Annotated in this window: 20 protein-coding genes and 2 pseudogenes; 1 reads left to right on the forward strand and 21 read right to left on the reverse strand. The window is 41.8% G+C overall.

All coding sequences use genetic code 11. The annotated features are described in order from the left end of the window. Positions 1 to 16 precede the first annotated feature (16 nt). A complete protein-coding gene (locus FKX92_RS04295; protein ID WP_149565627.1) occupies positions 17 to 598 on the reverse strand; it encodes a GrpB family protein in 582 nt (193 codons plus the stop codon). A gap of 193 nt (positions 599 to 791) precedes the next feature. Here FKX92_RS04295 and FKX92_RS04300 point away from each other — a divergent pair, with 193 nt between their 5' ends. Then, positions 792 to 1,553 carry a DNA/RNA non-specific endonuclease gene (locus tag FKX92_RS04300; protein ID WP_002895710.1) on the forward strand — a complete coding sequence of 254 codons (762 nt, stop codon included), beginning with the start codon at positions 792 to 794 and terminating at the stop codon, positions 1,551 to 1,553. A gap of 63 nt (positions 1,554 to 1,616) precedes the next feature. On the opposite strand, the gene FKX92_RS04305 is transcribed toward FKX92_RS04300, so the two are convergent. The 20 genes and pseudogenes from FKX92_RS04305 to FKX92_RS12215 all read right to left on the reverse strand — a co-directional run bounded on the left by FKX92_RS04305 (position 1,617) and on the right by FKX92_RS12215 (position 17,617). Next, positions 1,617 to 2,354, reverse strand: coding sequence for a DUF3307 domain-containing protein (locus FKX92_RS04305; protein ID WP_149565628.1), 738 nt, complete (start codon positions 2,352 to 2,354; stop codon positions 1,617 to 1,619). Next, the gene (locus FKX92_RS04310; RefSeq protein WP_149565629.1) at positions 2,351 to 3,016 is read right to left on the reverse strand and encodes a SatD family protein; all 666 of its coding nucleotides are present in this window, start codon (positions 3,014 to 3,016) and stop codon (positions 2,351 to 2,353) included. The genes FKX92_RS04305 and FKX92_RS04310 overlap by 4 nt, the downstream gene beginning before the upstream one ends. A gap of 91 nt (positions 3,017 to 3,107) precedes the next feature. After that, a pseudogene (locus tag FKX92_RS04315) lies at positions 3,108 to 3,422 on the reverse strand (TfoX/Sxy family protein). A 150-nt stretch (positions 3,423 to 3,572) separates the two neighbouring features. Next, positions 3,573 to 5,093 carry an ABC transporter permease/substrate-binding protein gene (locus tag FKX92_RS04320; protein ID WP_149565630.1) on the reverse strand — a complete coding sequence of 507 codons (1,521 nt, stop codon included), beginning with the start codon at positions 5,091 to 5,093 and terminating at the stop codon, positions 3,573 to 3,575. After that, complete coding sequence (locus tag FKX92_RS04325) at positions 5,086 to 5,814, reverse strand: ABC transporter ATP-binding protein (RefSeq protein ID WP_149565631.1); 729 nt, start codon at positions 5,812 to 5,814, stop codon at positions 5,086 to 5,088. Before FKX92_RS04325 ends, FKX92_RS04320 begins: the two co-directional genes overlap by 8 nt. Before the next feature lie 14 nt (positions 5,815 to 5,828). After that, complete coding sequence (locus FKX92_RS04330) at positions 5,829 to 6,593, reverse strand: nuclear transport factor 2 family protein (protein ID WP_149565632.1); 765 nt, start codon at positions 6,591 to 6,593, stop codon at positions 5,829 to 5,831. Positions 6,594 to 6,596: 3 nt separating this feature from the next. Next, positions 6,597 to 7,034, reverse strand: a complete 438-nt coding sequence (locus FKX92_RS04335) for a MarR family winged helix-turn-helix transcriptional regulator (protein ID WP_149565633.1) — start codon at positions 7,032 to 7,034, stop codon at positions 6,597 to 6,599. A 187-nt stretch (positions 7,035 to 7,221) separates the two neighbouring features. Beyond that, positions 7,222 to 8,001: an L-threonylcarbamoyladenylate synthase gene (locus tag FKX92_RS04340; protein ID WP_149565634.1), complete on the reverse strand. Its 780-nt coding sequence runs from the start codon at positions 7,999 to 8,001 to the stop codon at positions 7,222 to 7,224. Positions 8,002 to 8,100: 99 nt separating this feature from the next. Further along, positions 8,101 to 8,691, reverse strand: coding sequence for a 3-isopropylmalate dehydratase small subunit (leuD, locus tag FKX92_RS04345; RefSeq protein WP_002895722.1), 591 nt, complete (start codon positions 8,689 to 8,691; stop codon positions 8,101 to 8,103). A 9-nt stretch (positions 8,692 to 8,700) separates the two neighbouring features. After that, a complete protein-coding gene (leuC, locus tag FKX92_RS04350; RefSeq protein ID WP_149565635.1) occupies positions 8,701 to 10,083 on the reverse strand; it encodes a 3-isopropylmalate dehydratase large subunit in 1,383 nt (460 codons plus the stop codon). A 1-nt stretch (position 10,084) separates the two neighbouring features. Continuing rightward, positions 10,085 to 10,351 carry a DUF1294 domain-containing protein gene (locus FKX92_RS04355; RefSeq protein WP_149565636.1) on the reverse strand — a complete coding sequence of 89 codons (267 nt, stop codon included), beginning with the start codon at positions 10,349 to 10,351 and terminating at the stop codon, positions 10,085 to 10,087. Further along, positions 10,348 to 11,385, reverse strand: a complete 1,038-nt coding sequence (leuB, locus tag FKX92_RS04360) for a 3-isopropylmalate dehydrogenase (RefSeq protein ID WP_149565637.1) — start codon at positions 11,383 to 11,385, stop codon at positions 10,348 to 10,350. Before leuB ends, FKX92_RS04355 begins: the two co-directional genes overlap by 4 nt. 12 nt (positions 11,386 to 11,397) lie before the next feature. Next, on the reverse strand, positions 11,398 to 12,966 hold the full coding sequence (locus tag FKX92_RS04365) for a 2-isopropylmalate synthase (RefSeq protein WP_176693558.1): 1,569 nt from the start codon (positions 12,964 to 12,966) through the stop codon (positions 11,398 to 11,400). Between the two features lie 612 nt (positions 12,967 to 13,578). Beyond that, on the reverse strand, positions 13,579 to 14,025 hold the full coding sequence (locus FKX92_RS04370; protein WP_149565639.1) for a hypothetical protein: 447 nt from the start codon (positions 14,023 to 14,025) through the stop codon (positions 13,579 to 13,581). Between the two features lie 136 nt (positions 14,026 to 14,161). After that, entirely contained in the window at positions 14,162 to 15,238 is a 1,077-nt protein-coding gene (locus tag FKX92_RS04375) for a hypothetical protein (protein ID WP_227963329.1), read from the reverse strand. 165 nt (positions 15,239 to 15,403) lie between these two features. Beyond that, positions 15,404 to 15,577 (reverse strand): TipC family immunity protein, encoded by a 174-nt coding sequence (locus FKX92_RS12135; RefSeq protein ID WP_227963328.1) that lies wholly within the window; start codon positions 15,575 to 15,577, stop codon positions 15,404 to 15,406. 268 nt (positions 15,578 to 15,845) lie between these two features. Next, positions 15,846 to 15,971, reverse strand: a pseudogene (locus tag FKX92_RS12030) (DUF4176 domain-containing protein); the annotation flags it as partial. Continuing rightward, positions 15,964 to 16,827, reverse strand: a complete 864-nt coding sequence (locus FKX92_RS04385; RefSeq protein ID WP_149565640.1) for a hypothetical protein — start codon at positions 16,825 to 16,827, stop codon at positions 15,964 to 15,966. The gene FKX92_RS04385 and the pseudogene FKX92_RS12030, both read right to left, overlap by 8 nt. 6 nt (positions 16,828 to 16,833) lie before the next feature. Beyond that, positions 16,834 to 17,406, reverse strand: a complete 573-nt coding sequence (locus tag FKX92_RS04390; protein WP_227963327.1) for a hypothetical protein — start codon at positions 17,404 to 17,406, stop codon at positions 16,834 to 16,836. Positions 17,407 to 17,464: 58 nt separating this feature from the next. Next, the gene (locus FKX92_RS12215) at positions 17,465 to 17,617 is read right to left on the reverse strand and encodes a DUF443 family protein (RefSeq protein ID WP_392392042.1); all 153 of its coding nucleotides are present in this window, start codon (positions 17,615 to 17,617) and stop codon (positions 17,465 to 17,467) included. Positions 17,618 to 17,747 lie beyond the last annotated feature (130 nt).

A 17,747-nucleotide genomic window follows, 5' to 3' on the forward strand; every position in this document is an offset into this window, starting at 1 on the left:
ACTATTGCTAGATAAATCATCTGTTTTCCCTCTCATACCTTCTGCCATAAAGCTTTTTAGCTTCCTCTGTATAGTTCTTGATAAAATCCGTTTTCGCCTCTGTATGGGCATCACGGTTGTGCTCATATTGTTTCCACAAAGACAGCTTGAGCTTTTCATAGTCTTTGGCTACAGTAGGATGCTCCTGTAAATAGTCTCTAAAGTAAAGTTCATCATGATCACCCTCATAGCGCAGATGCAGATGGAAAACCCGCTCGGCAAAACCACTCAGTGTGTAACCTTTATTGAATGACATCCGCCCTTGGCTTTCCGACATGAGCAGATAACCATTTTGCAGCAGCAAGTCTTTCATTACCGTCATATCTGTTTCTTTAGGAATTTCCAGTAAAATATCCACTATAGGCTTAGCCCAGATGGTCTTTACCGATGTTGAGCCAATATGGCTAAGACGAACGATCTGATGTTCTGGCAAAAAACTCAAGAGCTGAAGCCGTTCCTCCTCATACCAATCTTTCCACTCATCCTGATGCTCTCTTAAAAAAATCGGAAAAAGCTGCCACAGCTCCTCCAGCGACATTTCCTCTAAAGATGGACTCATAAGCACCTCCTTAGGTAATTTATACAAGCGTTTTCTCTAGTTATGATTATAGGAAAAATACACATCCTAGTCAAACCCTGCACTTATTGAACAGATATTTATTTTTGTAATATTTTTGAAAAGTTTTAGTTGTCAAACAATCTATTTTTTAGTAGAATGATGTCGGAGATATATTATTTAAAAGGAGTTCTTTATGAAAAAGTTTAGGTTTGGCACTTGGCTTGTCCTGTCAGCCGGCTCTTTGTTGTTACTTTCACAGGCTCTTCCTGCAGAAAATGTTGCTGCCAATCAGAAGAACCAGATTAAGGTCCAGCTGCTTAACCATAGCGATGAAACAGCTATCGGGACTCTGGAGTTGAATGGAGAGTATCAGCTAAAGCTTGGGAAAAAGGACAAATACGGTCGGGCTACTGCTGCTCATGTACAAATGCAGGAGCAACACAAAGCCAAAAAGAAAAAGGAGACCAAGGTCACTTACAACCCCATCGGTTGGCACAATTACAAATTTTACTACGGTAATGGAGATGATCGGGCTTGGCTCATGAATCGCGCTCACCTGATTGGCTTCACTTTCAGCGGCCTCAATAACGAAGGGAAAAACCTCGTTCCGATGACAGCTTGGCTCAACTCTGGCAGTTTCCAAGGACTGGACGACAATAACCCAGATAGCATGCTCTATTATGAACATCGCTTGGAGCGCTGGCTAGAGGAAAATCCAGATTATTGGCTGGATTACAAGGTTACTCCGATTTACACGGACAATGAGCTTCTTCCTCGCAAGATTGAGCTCCAGTATGTCGGGCTCGACGCAGAAGGCAATGTTGTCAGCATCCAGCTAGGGGGCAAGGAAACAATAGACGAGGACGGAATGTCTCATGTCCTCTTGGACAATGTCTCTCCAAATGCAGAGATTGACTACCAAACAGGCACTGCTGTCAATACTATGATTGAGTAGAGTTACAGATAAGAACATAAAAACAGACCATCCTTGCTGTGATGATCTGTTTTTTATTTATTTTTACCAATACAGACAGCCGTAAACCAACAAGACTGCAATCATACTGAAAAGCGAGCCAATCAGGTAGTATTCAGCAAAGGACTGACTTTCTGAAATCTTATTATAGCGGGCGATAGACTTAGCCGTAAAGACTAACCCAATGGCAGTAAACTGCCCGAAAATAAGAGAAAGTCCCATAATCAAGCGTTCCAAAATCCCAATCATGGCGCCAGCCCCTGCAATAGTCTCCCCACTGTCTTCTCCTGCCTGATACTTGCTGAAGAAGAGTTTAAAGAGGATATTGACCGGCTTACCAGTAAGTGCGAAGAAAAAGAGAGCCTGCAGCATGAGATAACGCTCAGACAGCCAATTAGGAGCTGGAATTTGCTGTTGACCTAAGAGAAAATAAAGAGCAAAAATGCTAATCAGATGCAAGACCTGATCCAGTATAAAGGCAAGCTTTTGAGCATGATGCCGGACAATCGATGAATTCAGCCTATTCTTCAAGAAGTCAATAAGCGCATGACTGAACCAGACCAAGGCGAAATATAGCAGATAATTAGGTAAGATGAGCCCCAAGAGCAACAAGGGCAGCAGAACAATTCCCAAATGGAGAATTAAGAAATTCATCCTCCGGCTTTTAAGGTCGGCCATTTTCTGACTTTGAAGCTGAAAATCAGCTAGTACATGAGCCAGCAAAGTTAGTACAAGAATCGGATTCTGCATGAAAAATTCTGAAAATCCCATAAAATTTGTCATTCTTCAGCCTCCTTTGTTGCCTGTAGAATCATTCTCATAGCTAAACGGCGATTTCTCAGATAGATCTTCAGTCCAGACGACTTCAGCCGCTTACTAAGCGCACTGGGACTAATCTGTAACAGCTCTGCTATTTCTCCATGAGAAAAATTCTCGTCATAGATATATTCCATTAGCATTCGCTCCAGAACTTCTCTCTGACTGCTATTCCACTTACTCTGAATAAATGAAGTAGCTGCCAGCACCGTATTGACCGCCTGACTCAGCTCTTCATCTCCCAAGGATACAGCTATACGGCTGCTGCCGTAGTCGTTCTTCTCATGAATAACATCAATGGCCGCGCGTGCCCTCCAGTAGGCCGGACCGTCCGCACCAATACTCTGCTCCCGATTGATATCCGTCACAATCTCCCCCAGACCAAGTCCAAAGCGAATCGGATGAGGAAAGCCCAAGGCAATCTGATCAAGGAGCTGCATGATCTCTGGATTAGGCCGCAGCAAAGCCTGAAACTCATCTCCAGTCGTCACCGTGAAAGGTGACACCAGATAATCCCGATAATCCTGATTTAGCACCGCCATCATGTCCTGCAGGTCCTTCTGTGCCTGCTTACGATTTTTCAGCTGTTTGGATTCTATTAAATCTCCAATAAGAGCAATATAAAGCATACCAAACCTCCTTTAAGTCCATTATAAAGAAAAATTTAAAAAATGTCCATTTAAACGGCAACTTTTTAGAATATCCATTGTAAAGGAAAGACTATTTTTTCTTTTTTGGTGCTGGTAAGGCAGGATAGGCAGCTTCAATCAAATTACAGAGAAAGGCAGCATCTTCTACTTCTATACGAAGCATTGGCTTTGCGTCTGGATAAGGAAACTCATAAACCGGATTTTCAAAAAAATCCAGGGCTGGCTAGACTGACTTAAGCAACAAGCGATTGTCATAAATCCCGCCAAATAAGCGCCCCCGATAATAGAGCAAATACTCTCCCATCATCTTGCGAAAGCTAATTTCTTGGCCTAAGCCCTGCAGCTGCTTCAGAATAAAATCCAAATATTCTTGACTAGATGCCATCGGAATACCTCCATGAATTGATACTTTATTATACCAAAAATGGATGAAGATTTCCTGACTAAGAGATAAACTCATCTCCTTCAATCCGTAGTCTGTCTATCCTCAAGTAAGCAAAAAAGCTAGACCTTACAAGTCTAACTTTTTTACTTCTTATTTTTTTAGAAGTCCTTCCTTGACCAGATAGTCACGCGCAACAGCTTCCGCTTTTTTGCCTTCAATGCCAACTTGATAATTCATCTGGCTCATCTGGCTTTCCGTAATTTTACCAGCCAGCTTATTGAGAACACCTTCCAATTCAGGGTGTTTTTCTAGCAGTTCAGCCTTCAGGAGAGGCGCTCCTTGATAAGGAGGGAAAAGATGTTTATCGTCTTCTAAAACTTGTAAATCATAACGCGCAAGTTCTGCGTCAGTCGAATAGGCATCCGTGATTTGAATATCACCCGACTGGATAGCTTGGTAGCGAAGGGCTGGTTCCATGGTTGACACATTGAGATTCAGTCCATAGACAGATTGAAGTCCCTTGTTCCCATCTTCACGGTCGTTAAATTCCAAGGTGAACCCTGCCTTGAGCTTGTCTTGAACCGCCTTAAGGTCAGAGATGGTTTTAAGATTGTATTCTTTAGCAACACTCTTAGGTACTGCAATTGCATATGTATTTTGATAAGCCATGTGATTGAGCAAAACTAGATTGTCTTGTTTTTTGATTCCATCACGCGCTGCTTCAAAAACTTCTTCAGCATCATTGCTGACCTTTGGAGCAGGCTGCAAGAGTGTTCCAGTAATCGTACCGGTAAACTCAGGATAGATATCAATATCACCTTTTTTCAGTGCTTGATAAAGGAAGTCTGTCTTCCCAAAATTAGGTTTGACTGTCACAGTCATATCCGTATTTTCCTCGATGAGGAGTTTATACATATTCATGAGAATTTCTGGCTCTGGACCCAATTTCCCAGCAATAACCAGATGATCCTTCTCCTGTTTCGGTAGCAAACTTGGCGTATAAGAAGCGCCGAGCCCGAGTATTAAGACAGCAAAAGCTGTAAATACAGTCCGAAGCTTAGCCTTTTCCATCCATTTAAGGAGACTGTTGAAAAGAATAGCCAAAACTGCAGATGAAATTGCTCCAATCAGGATCAGACTGGCATTGCGACGATCAATTCCTAGAAGGATAAAGGAACCTAGTCCACCAGCTCCGACAAGGGCTGCTAGAGTTGCTGTTCCGATAACCATTACCGTTGCCGTCCGAACTCCTGACACGATGACGGGCATAGCTAGAGGCAGTTCAAACTTTTTGAGTCGCTCCCACTTGGTCATCCCAAAGGCGATTCCAGCTTCTTCTAAACTAGGATCAATCCCATTCAAAGCCGTGACAGTATTTTCTAAAATCGGGAAAATAGCGTAAATCACCAGAGCAGTCAGTGCCGGAAGTGTACCAATCCCCATGAGGGGGATAAAGAGTCCCAGCAAGGCCATTGAAGGAATGGTTTGAAAGATTCCTGCAATTTGCAGTACCCAATTGGCTGCCTTTTTGTGACTATGAAGATAGATAGCGAGCGGAATGGTCAGGAAGATGGCCACTAGTAAGGTCAGAAGAGACAGCTGGAGATGTTGCCCTAAGGCTGCCAACCATTCGCCAAAACGCTCCTGAAAGGTAGAAAACAAATTAGCCATGTTGAACACCTCCAAATAAATCTGCTACGAAATTAGTCGCAGGTGAAGATAAGATTTCCTCAGGTGTCGCCACTTGACGAATCTCTCCGTCCTGCAGAACAGCAATCCGATTCCCCAATTTCAAGGCCTCATCCATATCATGAGTCACAAAGATTGTTGTCATCCCAAACTGGTCATGGATACTCTTGGTCAAGCTCTGCAATTGCTTACGCGAGATGGCATCAAGAGCAGAAAAAGGCTCGTCCATCAACAGGATTTTGGGTTGGGCGATAATGGCACGAACAATGCCCACCCGCTGCTGCTCACCGCCAGACAGCTCACTTGGCATACGCTGAGCATAGTCTGCTGCAGGCAAGCCCACTAGCTCCAACAATTCATCTGTCTTCTGCTGAATATCTGCTTTGCTCCATCCTTTCATTTCAGGAATGAGAGCAATATTTTCAGCCACCGTTAGATTTGGAAAGAGGGCAATCGCTTGTAAGACATAGCCTGTAGAAAGGCGCAGCTCACGCTCATTATAGTCCTTGATCCGCTTATCATCCATATAGATGTTTCCATCTGTTGGCTCTAAAAGACGGTTGATCATCTTGAGCATGGTTGTCTTACCGGACCCAGAAGGACCTACTAAAACCATAAATTCACCATCCTCAATCTGTAAGTTGACATCTCTCAAGACATCCTTTTCTGTATAGCGTAGCGCTACATTTTTATATTCAATCATTCTTTGTCCTCAATTTAAAACTTCCCTCGATTCGTCAAGTCTTCTACCTTAGGCATGACTTTTTTGTTGTCCCAATGCTCTACAATCAATCCATTCTCTAAACGGAAGATGTCATACTGGGCATAAGCCACCCCATCTATCTGAGTCTGTCCATAGCTAACCACATAGTTTCCTTGTCCCAAAAGCTGGAAAACAAAGTCAAAAGTAAGCCCGTGCTCTGCAACATAGTTTTTATAGGCCTGACTTCCTTGGCCAATCTCATGATTATGCTGAATCAAATCTTCTGCCACATAATCACTCCACTGCTCTAGCTCCCCATTTTGGAAAATTTCTGTCAAGAAACGACGAACGGTTTTTTTATTTGCTACCGTCTTGTCCAAATCCGTGATTTCAAAATCTCCAAAGATCTGATCTAACTGCCCATTTTCTGGAGCACGATAGTAGTCAATGACATCCCAATGCTCCACGATACGACCATCCTCATCCGCACGGAAAGTATCTGTCGTCACCCATTGAGCTTCTCCACCATTGAGATATTGATGGACATGAACAAAAACCAGATTGCCATCCTCAATGGTGCGAACGATCTTCATCTCACGCTCGGGATGGAGCTCAAAGAAATTTGCAAAGAAAGCCGCAAAACCTTCTTTCCCATCTGGCACACCTGTCGAGTGTTGAATGTAGGTATCCCCTACAGACTGAGCTTGAGCCTCGGCGACTCGCCCGTCTTGAATGGCGTGAATGTACAGATTGTGTGCATTTTCAACTTGTTTTGACATGATCTAATCCTCTTTTTCTTTCAAATTTTCTAAAATACGTTCCTGATAATTTTCAAACTGGCGAATTTCTTCCTCTGAGAAACCTTTATAAAAAATAGCATCCAGTTTTTGACTGACACGATGGCCAACTTCTTTCTGAGACCAACCTTGATCCGTCAATTTAACATATTTTTTTCGCTTATCTGAACCACACTGACTAAAGGTCACCAAGCCCTGCTCTTCCAACTTTTTCAACATAGTAGTCAGCGTATTATTGGCCAATCCTGTCGCCAGCGCAATATCTGTCGCCGTCGCACAGCCCGTTTCACTATTCCATAAAACTGTGAGAATCTTGCCCTGTTCACTGCGATAAAGAGCTTCTGGATCTTGACTCAGTAACTTTTGAAAAATCCGCCCATTCAACAAACGAATATGATAGGCTACTAAATGACTGTCTTTCATACTTCCTCCCCAATTTATTTCTATATCGAATCGTTTTTATAAATTGTAACACCAAATATTACATCTGTCAAGAATTTTGTTTTATTTGGAAATAATTTTAAACTGGGTAAAGATTTTAAACTCAAAGTTCCAAGCTAAAAAGCCCAGTGTAAAGAGGCGACTCCTACACTGAGCTTCTTTTTTTATCTTAGTAATATTCACCCTGACGGTAATCCCATGAGTTGAAAGTATCGGACAGGTGCATCATGATTTTGTCAATGTCCAAGCCTTTGCGGATGACCACTGGTGCTGGTGAGATGGAACGTTGGCCACCTTGTTCTGGAATCAGTTTTCCATCCTTGTCAACCATAGAGACCATAACACCTTGCTCATAGCGAGTTTCGATAGTCTTATCTGGCTGGATAGAGGCTACATAATCATCTGCTTCAATAACCAAATCAACAGCATTTTCGATGCGTTCGCCAATTCCTTCGACCTTGCCGCGGTTTCCTTTACCGGATGGGTTGGCTGAGGAAGCATAGACCATCTTGCCTTCTTCCCAAAGCTTAGCTGACAGCTGCTCGCCCGCCTTACCAAACTTAATAACAAAACAGCTAGTTCCACGAACATCTGTCATCAGCTCTTCCCGACCGTCACCATAGGCTTTAAGCTTTTCAAATGCTTCTGGCTTCCATGGAAGGATACAGCCCAAGAGGATGTCTTCATCCCAATGCTTTTGATAAAAAGCTTCAATTTCCGGATTTAGCTGAGCCAAAGCACGGAGCTCATCCATACTGCCACAGAGGACAACACCTGGCTTATTACGGTTACGAGCCTTAGCTTCGAACTTACGCTCCAAGCCAGCTTTATCGCTAGTCATGATGATGTAACCCACCTTAGTCGGGCAAACGATACAGCCGCCGTCGCCTTTCAAGATGTCATAACCTTCTTGTGAAAGCTGTCCGTTCCATTGAATGTGTTTTGTCATAAGTTTCTTCCTTTTCTATTAAATTAAGATTTATTTTACCATATATTTTTATCGGAGACAAGGTTTTTTCAGAATTTTCTCAATATAGCAAAAATGAGGTTACTGCCAATAAGATGGACGATTTTTTTCATATTCTGCAATCAAATCCTCATACTGGAGTGTAATACCGATATCATCCAGACCGTTGAGGAGCTTATGTTTCCATTCTCCATCAATGTCAAAGGAGAATTCTCCCACTGGTGAAAAAATCTTCTGCTGCTCCAAATCCACCGTCACTTCATCCGTTGGCTTCAGATTAGCTAAGGCTTGCCGTACTTCGAGCGGCTGGACGATAGGCAGCATACCGTTGTTTAGTTCGTTATTGTAGTGAATATCCCCGAAAGATCCGGCAATAACTACCTTAAAACCATAGTCAGCCAAGGCCCAAGCAGCGTGCTCGCGAGAGGAACCGGCTCCGAAATTGTCCCCTGTAATCAGAATAGTCGCCTTGCGGTACTCCGGTCTATTAAAGACGAAATCAGGATCTTCCGTGTACTGATTGTCCAGATAGCGCCACGCATACATGAGGTACTTGCCAAAGCCTTTTTTATCAATCAACTTGAGAAATTGCTTGGGTAAAATTTGGTCTGTATCGATATTATCGTTCATGAGGGGAACTGTTGTCCCCGTGTAGATTGTAAATTTTTCCATAAAACTGCCTTACTGGACCTCCGGTAGCTGGCGGACGTCTACAAAGCGACCGGCAATGGCTGCCGCTGCTGCCATGGCTGGACTGCAAAGATGTGTCTTAGCTCCAAATCCCTGCCGATCCTCAAAGTTCCGATTGCTGGTCGAGGCACAGTGAACTCCGTCTGGCACCTTATCTGGATTCATTCCCAGGCACATAGAGCAGCCGGGATCGCGCCACTCAAAGCCTGCATCCATGAAAATCTTATCCAGTCCCATTTTTTCAGCAGCCCTCTTGACCGGACGAGAGCCTGGTACGACGATAGCTGTCAGATTGGGAGCAATGTGCTTACCAGCGACAAACTTAGCAGCCAGCTGCAAGTCACTGAGCCTGGCATTGGTGCAGGAGCCTATAAAGATATAACCTAGGTCAATATCTTCTGCTTTCTTACCCGGTGAGAGGTCCATGTAATTGTAGGCCCGCTCATCGTTCATATCACGGATTTCTGGGAAAGCCGCGCCAAACTCTACCCCCATAGAAGGATTGGTTCCCCAAGTCACCATAGGTGCCAACTGGGAAACATCAATCTCAATGACCTTATCATAGACAGCATCAGGATCACTGACCAGAGTCTTCCAATCGGCTACCGCCGCCTCAAAGTCCTTTGGAGCGCCCGGCCGTCCTTTAACGTAATCATAGGTCTTCTGATCGGGGTTCATAATGCCCATCTTAGAGCCAAATTCTATGGACATATTGCAGATAGTCATGCGCTCTTCCATGGTCAGATGGTCAATGGCATCCCCAGCATACTCGACCACATGACCAACACCTGCAGCCACACCATATCGGGCAATCAGAGCGAGGATAAAGTCCTTGGAATAGACACCTTTAGGTGGCACCCCAGTAAATTTGACCAGCATTTTCTTAGGCTTAACCTGCCAAATGGTCTGCGTGGCAAAAACGTGCTCCACCTCTGAAGTCCCAATTCCAAAAGCAATAGCTCCAAAAGCTCCATGAGTGGCCGTGTGACTGTCACCGCAGACGATGAATTTGCCCGGCTGAGTCTTGCCCGTTTCCGGTCCAACCATATGGACAATCCCCTGCAATTCCGATCCATGAGCCGCATGCTCGATACCAAAATCCTTGACATTCTCAGAAAGTTTATCAATCTGAGCCTTGGAAATCACATCCCGAATATCATAGATATTGACCGTAGGAACATTATGGTCAAAGGTTCCAAAGGTCAAATCCGGCCGTCTAACTTTGCGCCCTGCATCTCGAAGGCCTTGAAAAGCCTGAGGGCTGGTTACTTCATGAATATAATGCTGATCCACATACATAAGCTGGGGCTGGCCTTCTTCACCCGTTATCAGATGCCTTTCCCACAGCTTATCAAAAATCGATTTTCCAGCCATACTAGCTTCTCCATATGTAATATAAAATTCCAATTTCCACTATTATTTCGCAAATCCAAGCCAGCCAGAAATACCATTTTCTGGTCTTGTGATGAAAGAGGCGACCGCCTAATAAAGCGCCCAAACCTGCGGCTGCCAAAGCTGACATCAGCAAAGTCTTCTCTGGAATGCGGTAGTGATTTTTCTTAGCCTTACGCTTATCCCAGCCATAAAGCAGGAAAACGATAAGGTTCCAAAGCAGGCAAATACCTGTTAATATCCATTTCATAAATTATTAATAATTGACTCCGTCATTTGAGTTGTTGTCGCCTGACCGCCCAGATCTCGGGTTAAAATCCCTTGAGCCAAAGTCTTCTCCACTGCTGCTTCAATCGCTTCTGCAGCTTCAAACTCTGCAAAACTATCCCGCAGCATCATGGCTACAGAAAGGATCATACTGATAGGGTTGGCAATACCTTGCCCTGCAATATCAGGAGCCGAGCCATGAATAGGCTCGTAAAGACTTGGCCCAGCAGCCGAATGACTGGCTGATGGCATAACTCCCAGCGTTCCTGACAAGACGCTGGACTCGTCTGAGAGAATATCCCCGAAGAGATTTTCCGTTACAACAACATCAAACTTAGCAGGATTGGTAATCATGAGCATAGCAGCGCTATCCACCAGCTGGTGCTCCAAGGTCACATCTGGATAATCCTTGGCCACCTCATCTGCTACTCTGCGCCAGAGTTTAGATGTCGCTAGCACATTTTGCTTGTCAATACTGGTCACGCGCTTTCTGCGACCACGCGCAATGTCAAAGGCCTTACGAACAATCCGCTCCACCTCTTCATAGCTGTAGTCGTTGATATCCCGCGCAGATCTGTCCTCCAAAATATGCTCACCAAAGTAAATCCCACCAGTCAGCTCACGCACGACCACGAAATCCACACCAGCAATTCTTTCAGCCTTCAAAGGTGACAAATGCTTCAAAGAATCGAAAATCTTAACTGGGCGGATATTGGCATAGAGTTCAAGCTCCTTGCGCAGAGCGAGCAAGCCTTGCTCTGGCCGAATCAGAGCATTATCATACTGGGGACTGCCGATAGCTGCTAGGAGAATAGCATCCGCCTCCTTGGCTGCTTCTAGAGTTGACTGAGGGAGAGGATGACCTTCCGCATCAATACCAGCACCCCCAAAAGCTTTCTCCGTGATATGATAAGTAAAACCGAACTTGCCCGCAACAGCAGCCAGTACTTGGAGGCCGGCTTCCATGATTTCTGGGCCAATACCATCACCCGCCAGAGCTACAATTTCTTTTGTCATAGTCGCTTCCTTCTAATTATTTGCAGGCAGATCGCGATAAGATACCTGATGGCCGATTTCACCAGCATTTTCCTTTTGCACAAAGGTGTTGGCATGGATATAGGCAATGGCGCTGGCCTTAAGAACATCAAAGTCAATACCAGAGGAGTTGAAAATCGTATCTGTATCCGTATTTTCAACAGCTACCAAGACACGAGCCTGAGAATCAATACCATCCGTTACCGCTTCGATATTATAAGACAAAAGCTGAACAGACTGGTTAAAGAATTGATCGATGGCATTAAAGATGGCTTCAACGCTTCCTTTACCTTCTGCCACACAGCTGACCGTCTCGCCGTCGCCATTAACCAGCTGCACATCCGCTGTGATAGTATGGTCGTCGTTGGTCGTCAGCTGCAGATCATCAAAGTGGAAGCCTTCAGGATTTTCGACGGTCGTTCCGGCAATCAGAGCCCGAATATCAGCATCCGTGACTTCATTTTTCTTATCAGCCAAGACCTTAAACTTAGCAAAGAGATCATTAATTTCAGATTCCGCAAAGTCCAGAGCCAGTTCTTTGAGTTTTTCGACAAAGGCATGGCGGCCAGACAGCTTGCCAAGAGGCAGTGAATTGCTCTTGACTCCAACCAGCTCAGGTGTGATGATTTCATAGGTCAGTGGATTCTTAAGGACGCCATCCTGATGGATACCGGACTCATGAGAGAAGGCATTGCCACCAACGACCGCCTTGTTCTTAGGCACTGGAATACCTGAGAAGCGGGATACCAGCTCAGAAGTGTTGATGGTTTCATTAAGGACGATATCCGACTCAACCTGATAATAGTCTTGACGAATCTCCAATGCAACTGCTACTTCTTCCAATGCTACATTTCCAGCCCGCTCACCAATACCATTGATAGTTCCCTGAACACGACCAGCACCGTGCTTGATAGCCGTCAAAGTATTGGCCGTTGCCATGCCAAGGTCATCATGGCAATGAACACCAAATACAACCTTATGATCAGAAGTCACATTTGCCACTAGGTAGTCGAAAATGTTTGCAAATTCTTCAGGAGTAGTAAAGCCGACTGTATCTGGAATATTGATATAAGTCGCACCTGCATCCACTGCTGTTTGTACCACCTGAAAGAGGAAATCCAGCTCTGTTCTTGTCGCATCCTCTGGTGAAAACTCGACTATATCGAACTTGGAGCGCGCGTAGGAGACATGCTCTTTCACAGCTTCTAAAATCTCTTCCTTGGACTTTTTCAGCTTGAACTCTCTGTGAATAGGACTGGTCGCAATGAAGACATGAATCTGTGGATGCTTGGCATCCTTGAGCGCTTCATAGCAGGCGTCAATATCGGACTTGACCGAACGCGCCAGCCCAGTAACAGAAGCTTTTGTGATGACTTTAGCAATCTCCTGCACCGCCGCAAAAGAATCTGGACTCGCAGCAGGAAAACCAGCTTCAATGACTGAAATACCCCACTTCTCTAACTGCTTGGCAATAGCCACCTTCTCCTTGATAGAGAAATTCACTCCTGGTGTCTGCTCGCCATCCCGGAGGCTGGTATCAAAAAACTCAACTTTGCGTGTCATAGACAACTCCTTTTCTAAGATACATAGACCATTTAGGAAAAAATCTTCCCCAACTTCTAGGTCGTGTTCAATGACTGAGACGGTATAAGACAAATTGATTTCAGAAAAATCAAGATGTAGCCCCACTCCCATCGCTCCTTTAGAATCCATTTCTTCCTCATCAGAATTTGAGGTAAGATTGGTGAAATAAAAAACATCTCACTTGAGGAACAAGCGAGATGTTGATTTACTCCCGCTTGGTAAGCCAAACAGGACTAATGCTTTTGCACTAGCCCGAGTAACGCAACAACAAAGCAAAGTTTGAAGATTGGGTTGACTTCATGTTTGACTAACTCCTTTTTGAGATGGTTTCTTATTGTTTAGTATTTTAACACAGTATCATAAACCTGTCAAGAAAAAGTCGATATTTTCTGAAAATTTTTAATATGCTGGATTATTTTTGAGGATTTAAAATTGTAAATACGAGAAAATAGAAGTAAGGTAGCTCCTGCTTCTTCTAATATTTTATTAATTACAAAGTTAAAATTTTGCTAACCAGTTATTCCTCCCCATTAAAATAGAACTATACGCGGCAAATCTGACTAAAAATTATCAAAGTTTTTTAAATTACTATTACTCATATAAGAACCAGCCTCCATCTCGTAAAATTCTTATCGGCTGCATTTCATAAATAACCAGCTTCTCAGGAACTTCATTTGAATTGTGGTTTAAAGGAATTCCCAATGTAAATTCAGTGTCTTTGTTATTATTTATTCTACCGTCCAAGGTTAAAATATATCCACCGCCTTGTGGCGTGCCATTCCCTATATCTTCGACTTTCATACTCTCCCAATCAAATTGAACGCTTTCAACTTTAGAGTTTAAAGATTTAACAAAGTCGGCCAACTCTTCTTCATGTTTCTTAAGATAAGCTAGCTGTTTTTCATGCGGATCTTGCTCTTTCTTTTTCTCCTGCTTGGTTCCATCTGTAAACAGATTTTTATTTTGAACTATTATAATTGCACCTAGAAATACAAGTATCAGCGATGCTACAAGTAACGTACTTTTGATAGTTTTCATCTCAAATCATCCTTTCAACTCCTGACATTATTATAGTATGGATAGGTTTACAGCCTCACTCTCATACTTATTATTAAACTCCAAAGCAAAAGAATCATCATAAAATATTCCCTATAAACACACTAATCATTACTTACTATATAACTTTGCTTTTTTCTAATACTTTCAAATATTTAGTTTTTTTAAATTGCCCAGACAGGAGCAAGAGCAAGAAACAATACCATATGACAATCGTCAAAAATAAAAGTAGGAAACTGCCAAATAGAAGATAAAGCCAAGAAAAAATAGCAGAAATCAAGGCAAAGAGTAAAATGAGAGCATAGGTTTTAAGACCGTTGGATTTTTGGGTGGCAAAATAGTCTCTGGGCATCTCATAAGGCACTACTTCAACTACTGATTTTTCCCTTCTATTTTTAAACTGGTAAAGAGCCAGTAAAAGCATGAAAATGAAGGAAAAAAGTAAAGGGAACAAACCTTGTACAGTCAAATTCTCCGTTAATACATACAGGCCATAAGAAAAACCAGCACTTGGTAGAAAAATCATTGGAAAAGGCACACTTTTCCCTACAAAAAGCTCATTTCGCTTAATATCATAAAACACAGTCCTCTTGACATTTCCTTGATCTGCTCCAAATTCGATAAAATCAGTCAGCTTCCTAGTAACTGCCAATGCTGACTTTGGTTCTTCATGCACCTCATCTTCAATGATCTCTAACTGACCAAAAGTATTCAGCTTCCAAGAATCTTCCTTAGGCAAAGGGGGTATTTTCCCTTCAAGATGTTCTTGAATAAAATGCTGGAATTGACGGTTCTTCCACTTACTTCCAATCAACTTCAGTGTTACTTTTTGACCGCTGCCATTTGGGGTCAATGCTTCCCCTACAATAAATAAGGGCCATTCATAACTACCGCGATAAAGGTGTCTGTTCTTACCGAAGTAAAATGTAACCAAAGAAAGAGGAAAGCGATAGCATTTGAAATTTCGGAAAACAAGCAAGTCTTGGTCATCAAGCTCTATTCTCCCCATAAAAACAAAAGCCATCCATCCTACTGTAATTAATAAAACAACTGACCCTAAGAAATATAAAAAATTTGCCAACAAATTCCCATCTAAAAAGAGGTTAAAAAGACTTACGACAATCATTAAGCTGAAAATACTAATCAGACCAATTCCTTTTAGTGTATATATCGCAATCGATGTTTTCTTTGTCAATTCTGCTCCCTCTCTAATACTTCTACAAATACCATTTTGCTCATTAAAATCCTACAAGGCTTAGCTTACATCGCCTCTGATAATTCAAATTTGAATCAAAAAGGCGTATAACGTTCTTTTAGTGTAAAATACTTATTAAATTCTGTCTGGTTTAGAATAGCCTATTCACACTCTCTCTATGGTTTCAGAGTACTTTACTTTCAAATTCCCCATATTTTCTTTAGAAAAGCGCTGACTTCCCTCTTTAAACCAGATATCTAGAAAATAAGTGTAGAGAATTTGGTCAGATTTTTCTGCCAACCAAGCCTGATCAATATCGTAATTCTTCAGATAGTCCAAAATCTCCTCTTTTTACACTAAACTCTTACGCGGGGGCTCTCCCCCTCCAATAGAGCGATATATTTCACTAGCAGTTTCATCATATCCTATTTTTTTAGACCGATTAATAAAAGCTTGAACAACAAAATCCGAAACTTTAGAGAAAGCAATGGAAACATTTTGTCTAACGAAGCTGCCCTCACATACATAGTCAATATTGAGATAAGTATCTCCTGATAACTTTTTACTATATAGAACAGCAAGCAGACCATCGGAATTGATATATAGCTGCAAATCTTTCTTCACCTAATTCGGGATCATCATAAATGACACCTCGACCTATAATAATTAATTTTTGCATCCCTTCCTCCAAAATTACAACACTTCCCAGCGGCAACATATTTTTATCAAACATATAAATTCCCTCCATATTTCTTTAAATATTTTTTTCCATACCATTCTTCTAGTGTTTTTTCCTCAAATTGACGATATTCTTCCGAATACTTACGGCGATAATAGCCATATAATGAATATGGCAAAAGTAGTATTATAAGCATACCTATTAAAAATATATTTACTATAAATATCAAGCCTATTGACAACAACACACCTGAAACATCTGTCTTTACCTCACCAATACCCGGAAGCAAAATTTTTAGTGTCAGCCATCCAGCAACAACTAACCCGATTGAAAGTATGAATAACTGTATCACCTTTCTTTGTTTCTCAAGTGAATCATTAGTTGCACTTTTATAAAGTCGATATTTAAGAGAAGCAAGTCTTTTTTTAGTCAACCACAATTCAATTAGAATAATTAAAAGATAAAAGATAATTAAACCATATACCGTCATAAATTTCCCAAAAAAAGTAATAAAAAATAAGTTTATTGATACAATCATCCACATCATATAAAGATTAGCGTTCAGGATACCAATGTAGGGTACTTGGGCACAATATTTTTTATATAAATTTACTCGACAAGAAATAAACCACAAAATCCAACATAGGAAAAACATCCAAAGAGGTAGAAAATTGATTCTCCATGTTTCCATAGGAGCATCAGAAGCTGGATGACGAACATTCGCATCGGTAAAAATAGCAATGCCAAACATAACCAGCACTCCTAAAATAGAAAATATTTTTCTTGCAACACTAAAGTATTCAGTATAAAGTCCACGGCTATTAGTATCTCTAACCATATACTCTATTAAAGCATCATGACGCAATCGACGACTTTCATAAAAATTAGCATTAAACAATGTTTTTCTCATTAATTATCATCCTCCAAAAAATCCTGAAAACATTTTCGAAGCGCCCCCTACAATATTGCCAACGGCTTTTTCCGTTGCTTTTCCAACAGCATTGGTAACTTTCGAAGCATCATCAATAAACTGCTTAGTTCCCTTTTTTATATCACTATAAAGGTGTGGATTTACCATTTGAACTACCGTATTAACCGCTCCCAAACCGAATCCAACTGCCGTTCCAACCGGCCCAAACATCGACCCAATCGTTGCACCTTCCAATGGACCAATTGATTTAATTGTATCTAATGCACCAACAGCCACTGCTTTCCCAACATGACCTGATTCAGAAAATTCTTGCATAGCACTACTAGTGTAAGTTATAGCCATGTCAGCAACAGTTAAGAAAGTGCTTGCTTTCCCTAAAAACTTTGCAGATTTTCCTAACCAAGCATTCTTAGATAATGTTTTGTATACATTTGAATTTTTAACAAATTCTGTCACCGTCTGTTTAATTGTAGTGGTTGGTAATAGAAAACCCAAGCCTTTATTAAAAGAATCTATCTTTTTACCAATTGAATTAGCAGATATGGTCCATTTCCCCAATTTTAAACTCTTATCGCCTAGTTCACTATACGACTTAATCAGTTTATATATCCCTTCTCTATTGAGGCACAAAGTAAATCAACAAGGGCAAGAAGTAGACAATCAAAAAGGGGCGTTCTACATCAAGAAGATAATATTCATCCTCAGTTTTTAATATACGATAGCGGAGATTTCTTTTAGCCAAGGGCTCCATTTCAGCCTTTTTAAACATTTATATAATACCTTTCGTAACGTCTAATAAAGTGATAATTCATCCGTTTTGATTTCATATGAAAATTCTCTAAGACTTACATAGCCTCTGATAATTCAACCTTGAATCGAAAAGGGATATAACGTTTTTT

The sequence above is a fragment of the Streptococcus sanguinis genome, assembly GCF_008329445.1.
GTDB classification, from domain to species: Bacteria; Bacillota; Bacilli; order Lactobacillales; family Streptococcaceae; genus Streptococcus; species Streptococcus sanguinis_O.

Excerpts from the sequence above, each read along its gene's own strand:
- leuB (WP_149565637.1), bottom strand. The coding sequence starts at position 11,385 with ATGACAAAAGAAATTGTAGCTCTGGCGGGTGATGGTATTGGCCCAGAA.
- FKX92_RS04325 (WP_149565631.1), bottom strand. The coding sequence starts at position 5,814 with ATGATTGAATATAAAAATGTAGCGCTACGCTATACAGAAAAGGATGTC.
- FKX92_RS04340 (WP_149565634.1), bottom strand. The coding sequence starts at position 8,001 with ATGACAAAACACATTCAATGGAACGGACAGCTTTCACAAGAAGGTTAT.
- FKX92_RS04305 (WP_149565628.1), bottom strand. The coding sequence starts at position 2,354 with ATGACAAATTTTATGGGATTTTCAGAATTTTTCATGCAGAATCCGATT.
- FKX92_RS04310 (WP_149565629.1), bottom strand. The coding sequence starts at position 3,016 with ATGCTTTATATTGCTCTTATTGGAGATTTAATAGAATCCAAACAGCTG.
- leuD (WP_002895722.1), bottom strand. The coding sequence starts at position 8,691 with ATGGAAAAATTTACAATCTACACGGGGACAACAGTTCCCCTCATGAAC.
- FKX92_RS04295 (WP_149565627.1), bottom strand. The coding sequence starts at position 598 with ATGAGTCCATCTTTAGAGGAAATGTCGCTGGAGGAGCTGTGGCAGCTT.
- FKX92_RS04365 (WP_176693558.1), bottom strand. The coding sequence starts at position 12,966 with ATGACACGCAAAGTTGAGTTTTTTGATACCAGCCTCCGGGATGGCGAG.
- leuC (WP_149565635.1), bottom strand. The coding sequence starts at position 10,083 with ATGGCTGGAAAATCGATTTTTGATAAGCTGTGGGAAAGGCATCTGATA.
- FKX92_RS04320 (WP_149565630.1), bottom strand. The coding sequence starts at position 5,093 with ATGGCTAATTTGTTTTCTACCTTTCAGGAGCGTTTTGGCGAATGGTTG.
- FKX92_RS04370 (WP_149565639.1), bottom strand. The coding sequence starts at position 14,025 with ATGAAAACTATCAAAAGTACGTTACTTGTAGCATCGCTGATACTTGTA.
- FKX92_RS04355 (WP_149565636.1), bottom strand. The coding sequence starts at position 10,351 with ATGAAATGGATATTAACAGGTATTTGCCTGCTTTGGAACCTTATCGTT.
- FKX92_RS04330 (WP_149565632.1), bottom strand. The coding sequence starts at position 6,593 with ATGTCAAAACAAGTTGAAAATGCACACAATCTGTACATTCACGCCATT.
- FKX92_RS04385 (WP_149565640.1), bottom strand. The coding sequence starts at position 16,827 with ATGAGAAAAACATTGTTTAATGCTAATTTTTATGAAAGTCGTCGATTG.
- FKX92_RS04335 (WP_149565633.1), bottom strand. The coding sequence starts at position 7,034 with ATGAAAGACAGTCATTTAGTAGCCTATCATATTCGTTTGTTGAATGGG.
- FKX92_RS04300 (WP_002895710.1), top strand. The coding sequence starts at position 792 with ATGAAAAAGTTTAGGTTTGGCACTTGGCTTGTCCTGTCAGCCGGCTCT.
- FKX92_RS12215 (WP_392392042.1), bottom strand. The coding sequence starts at position 17,617 with ATGTTTAAAAAGGCTGAAATGGAGCCCTTGGCTAAAAGAAATCTCCGC.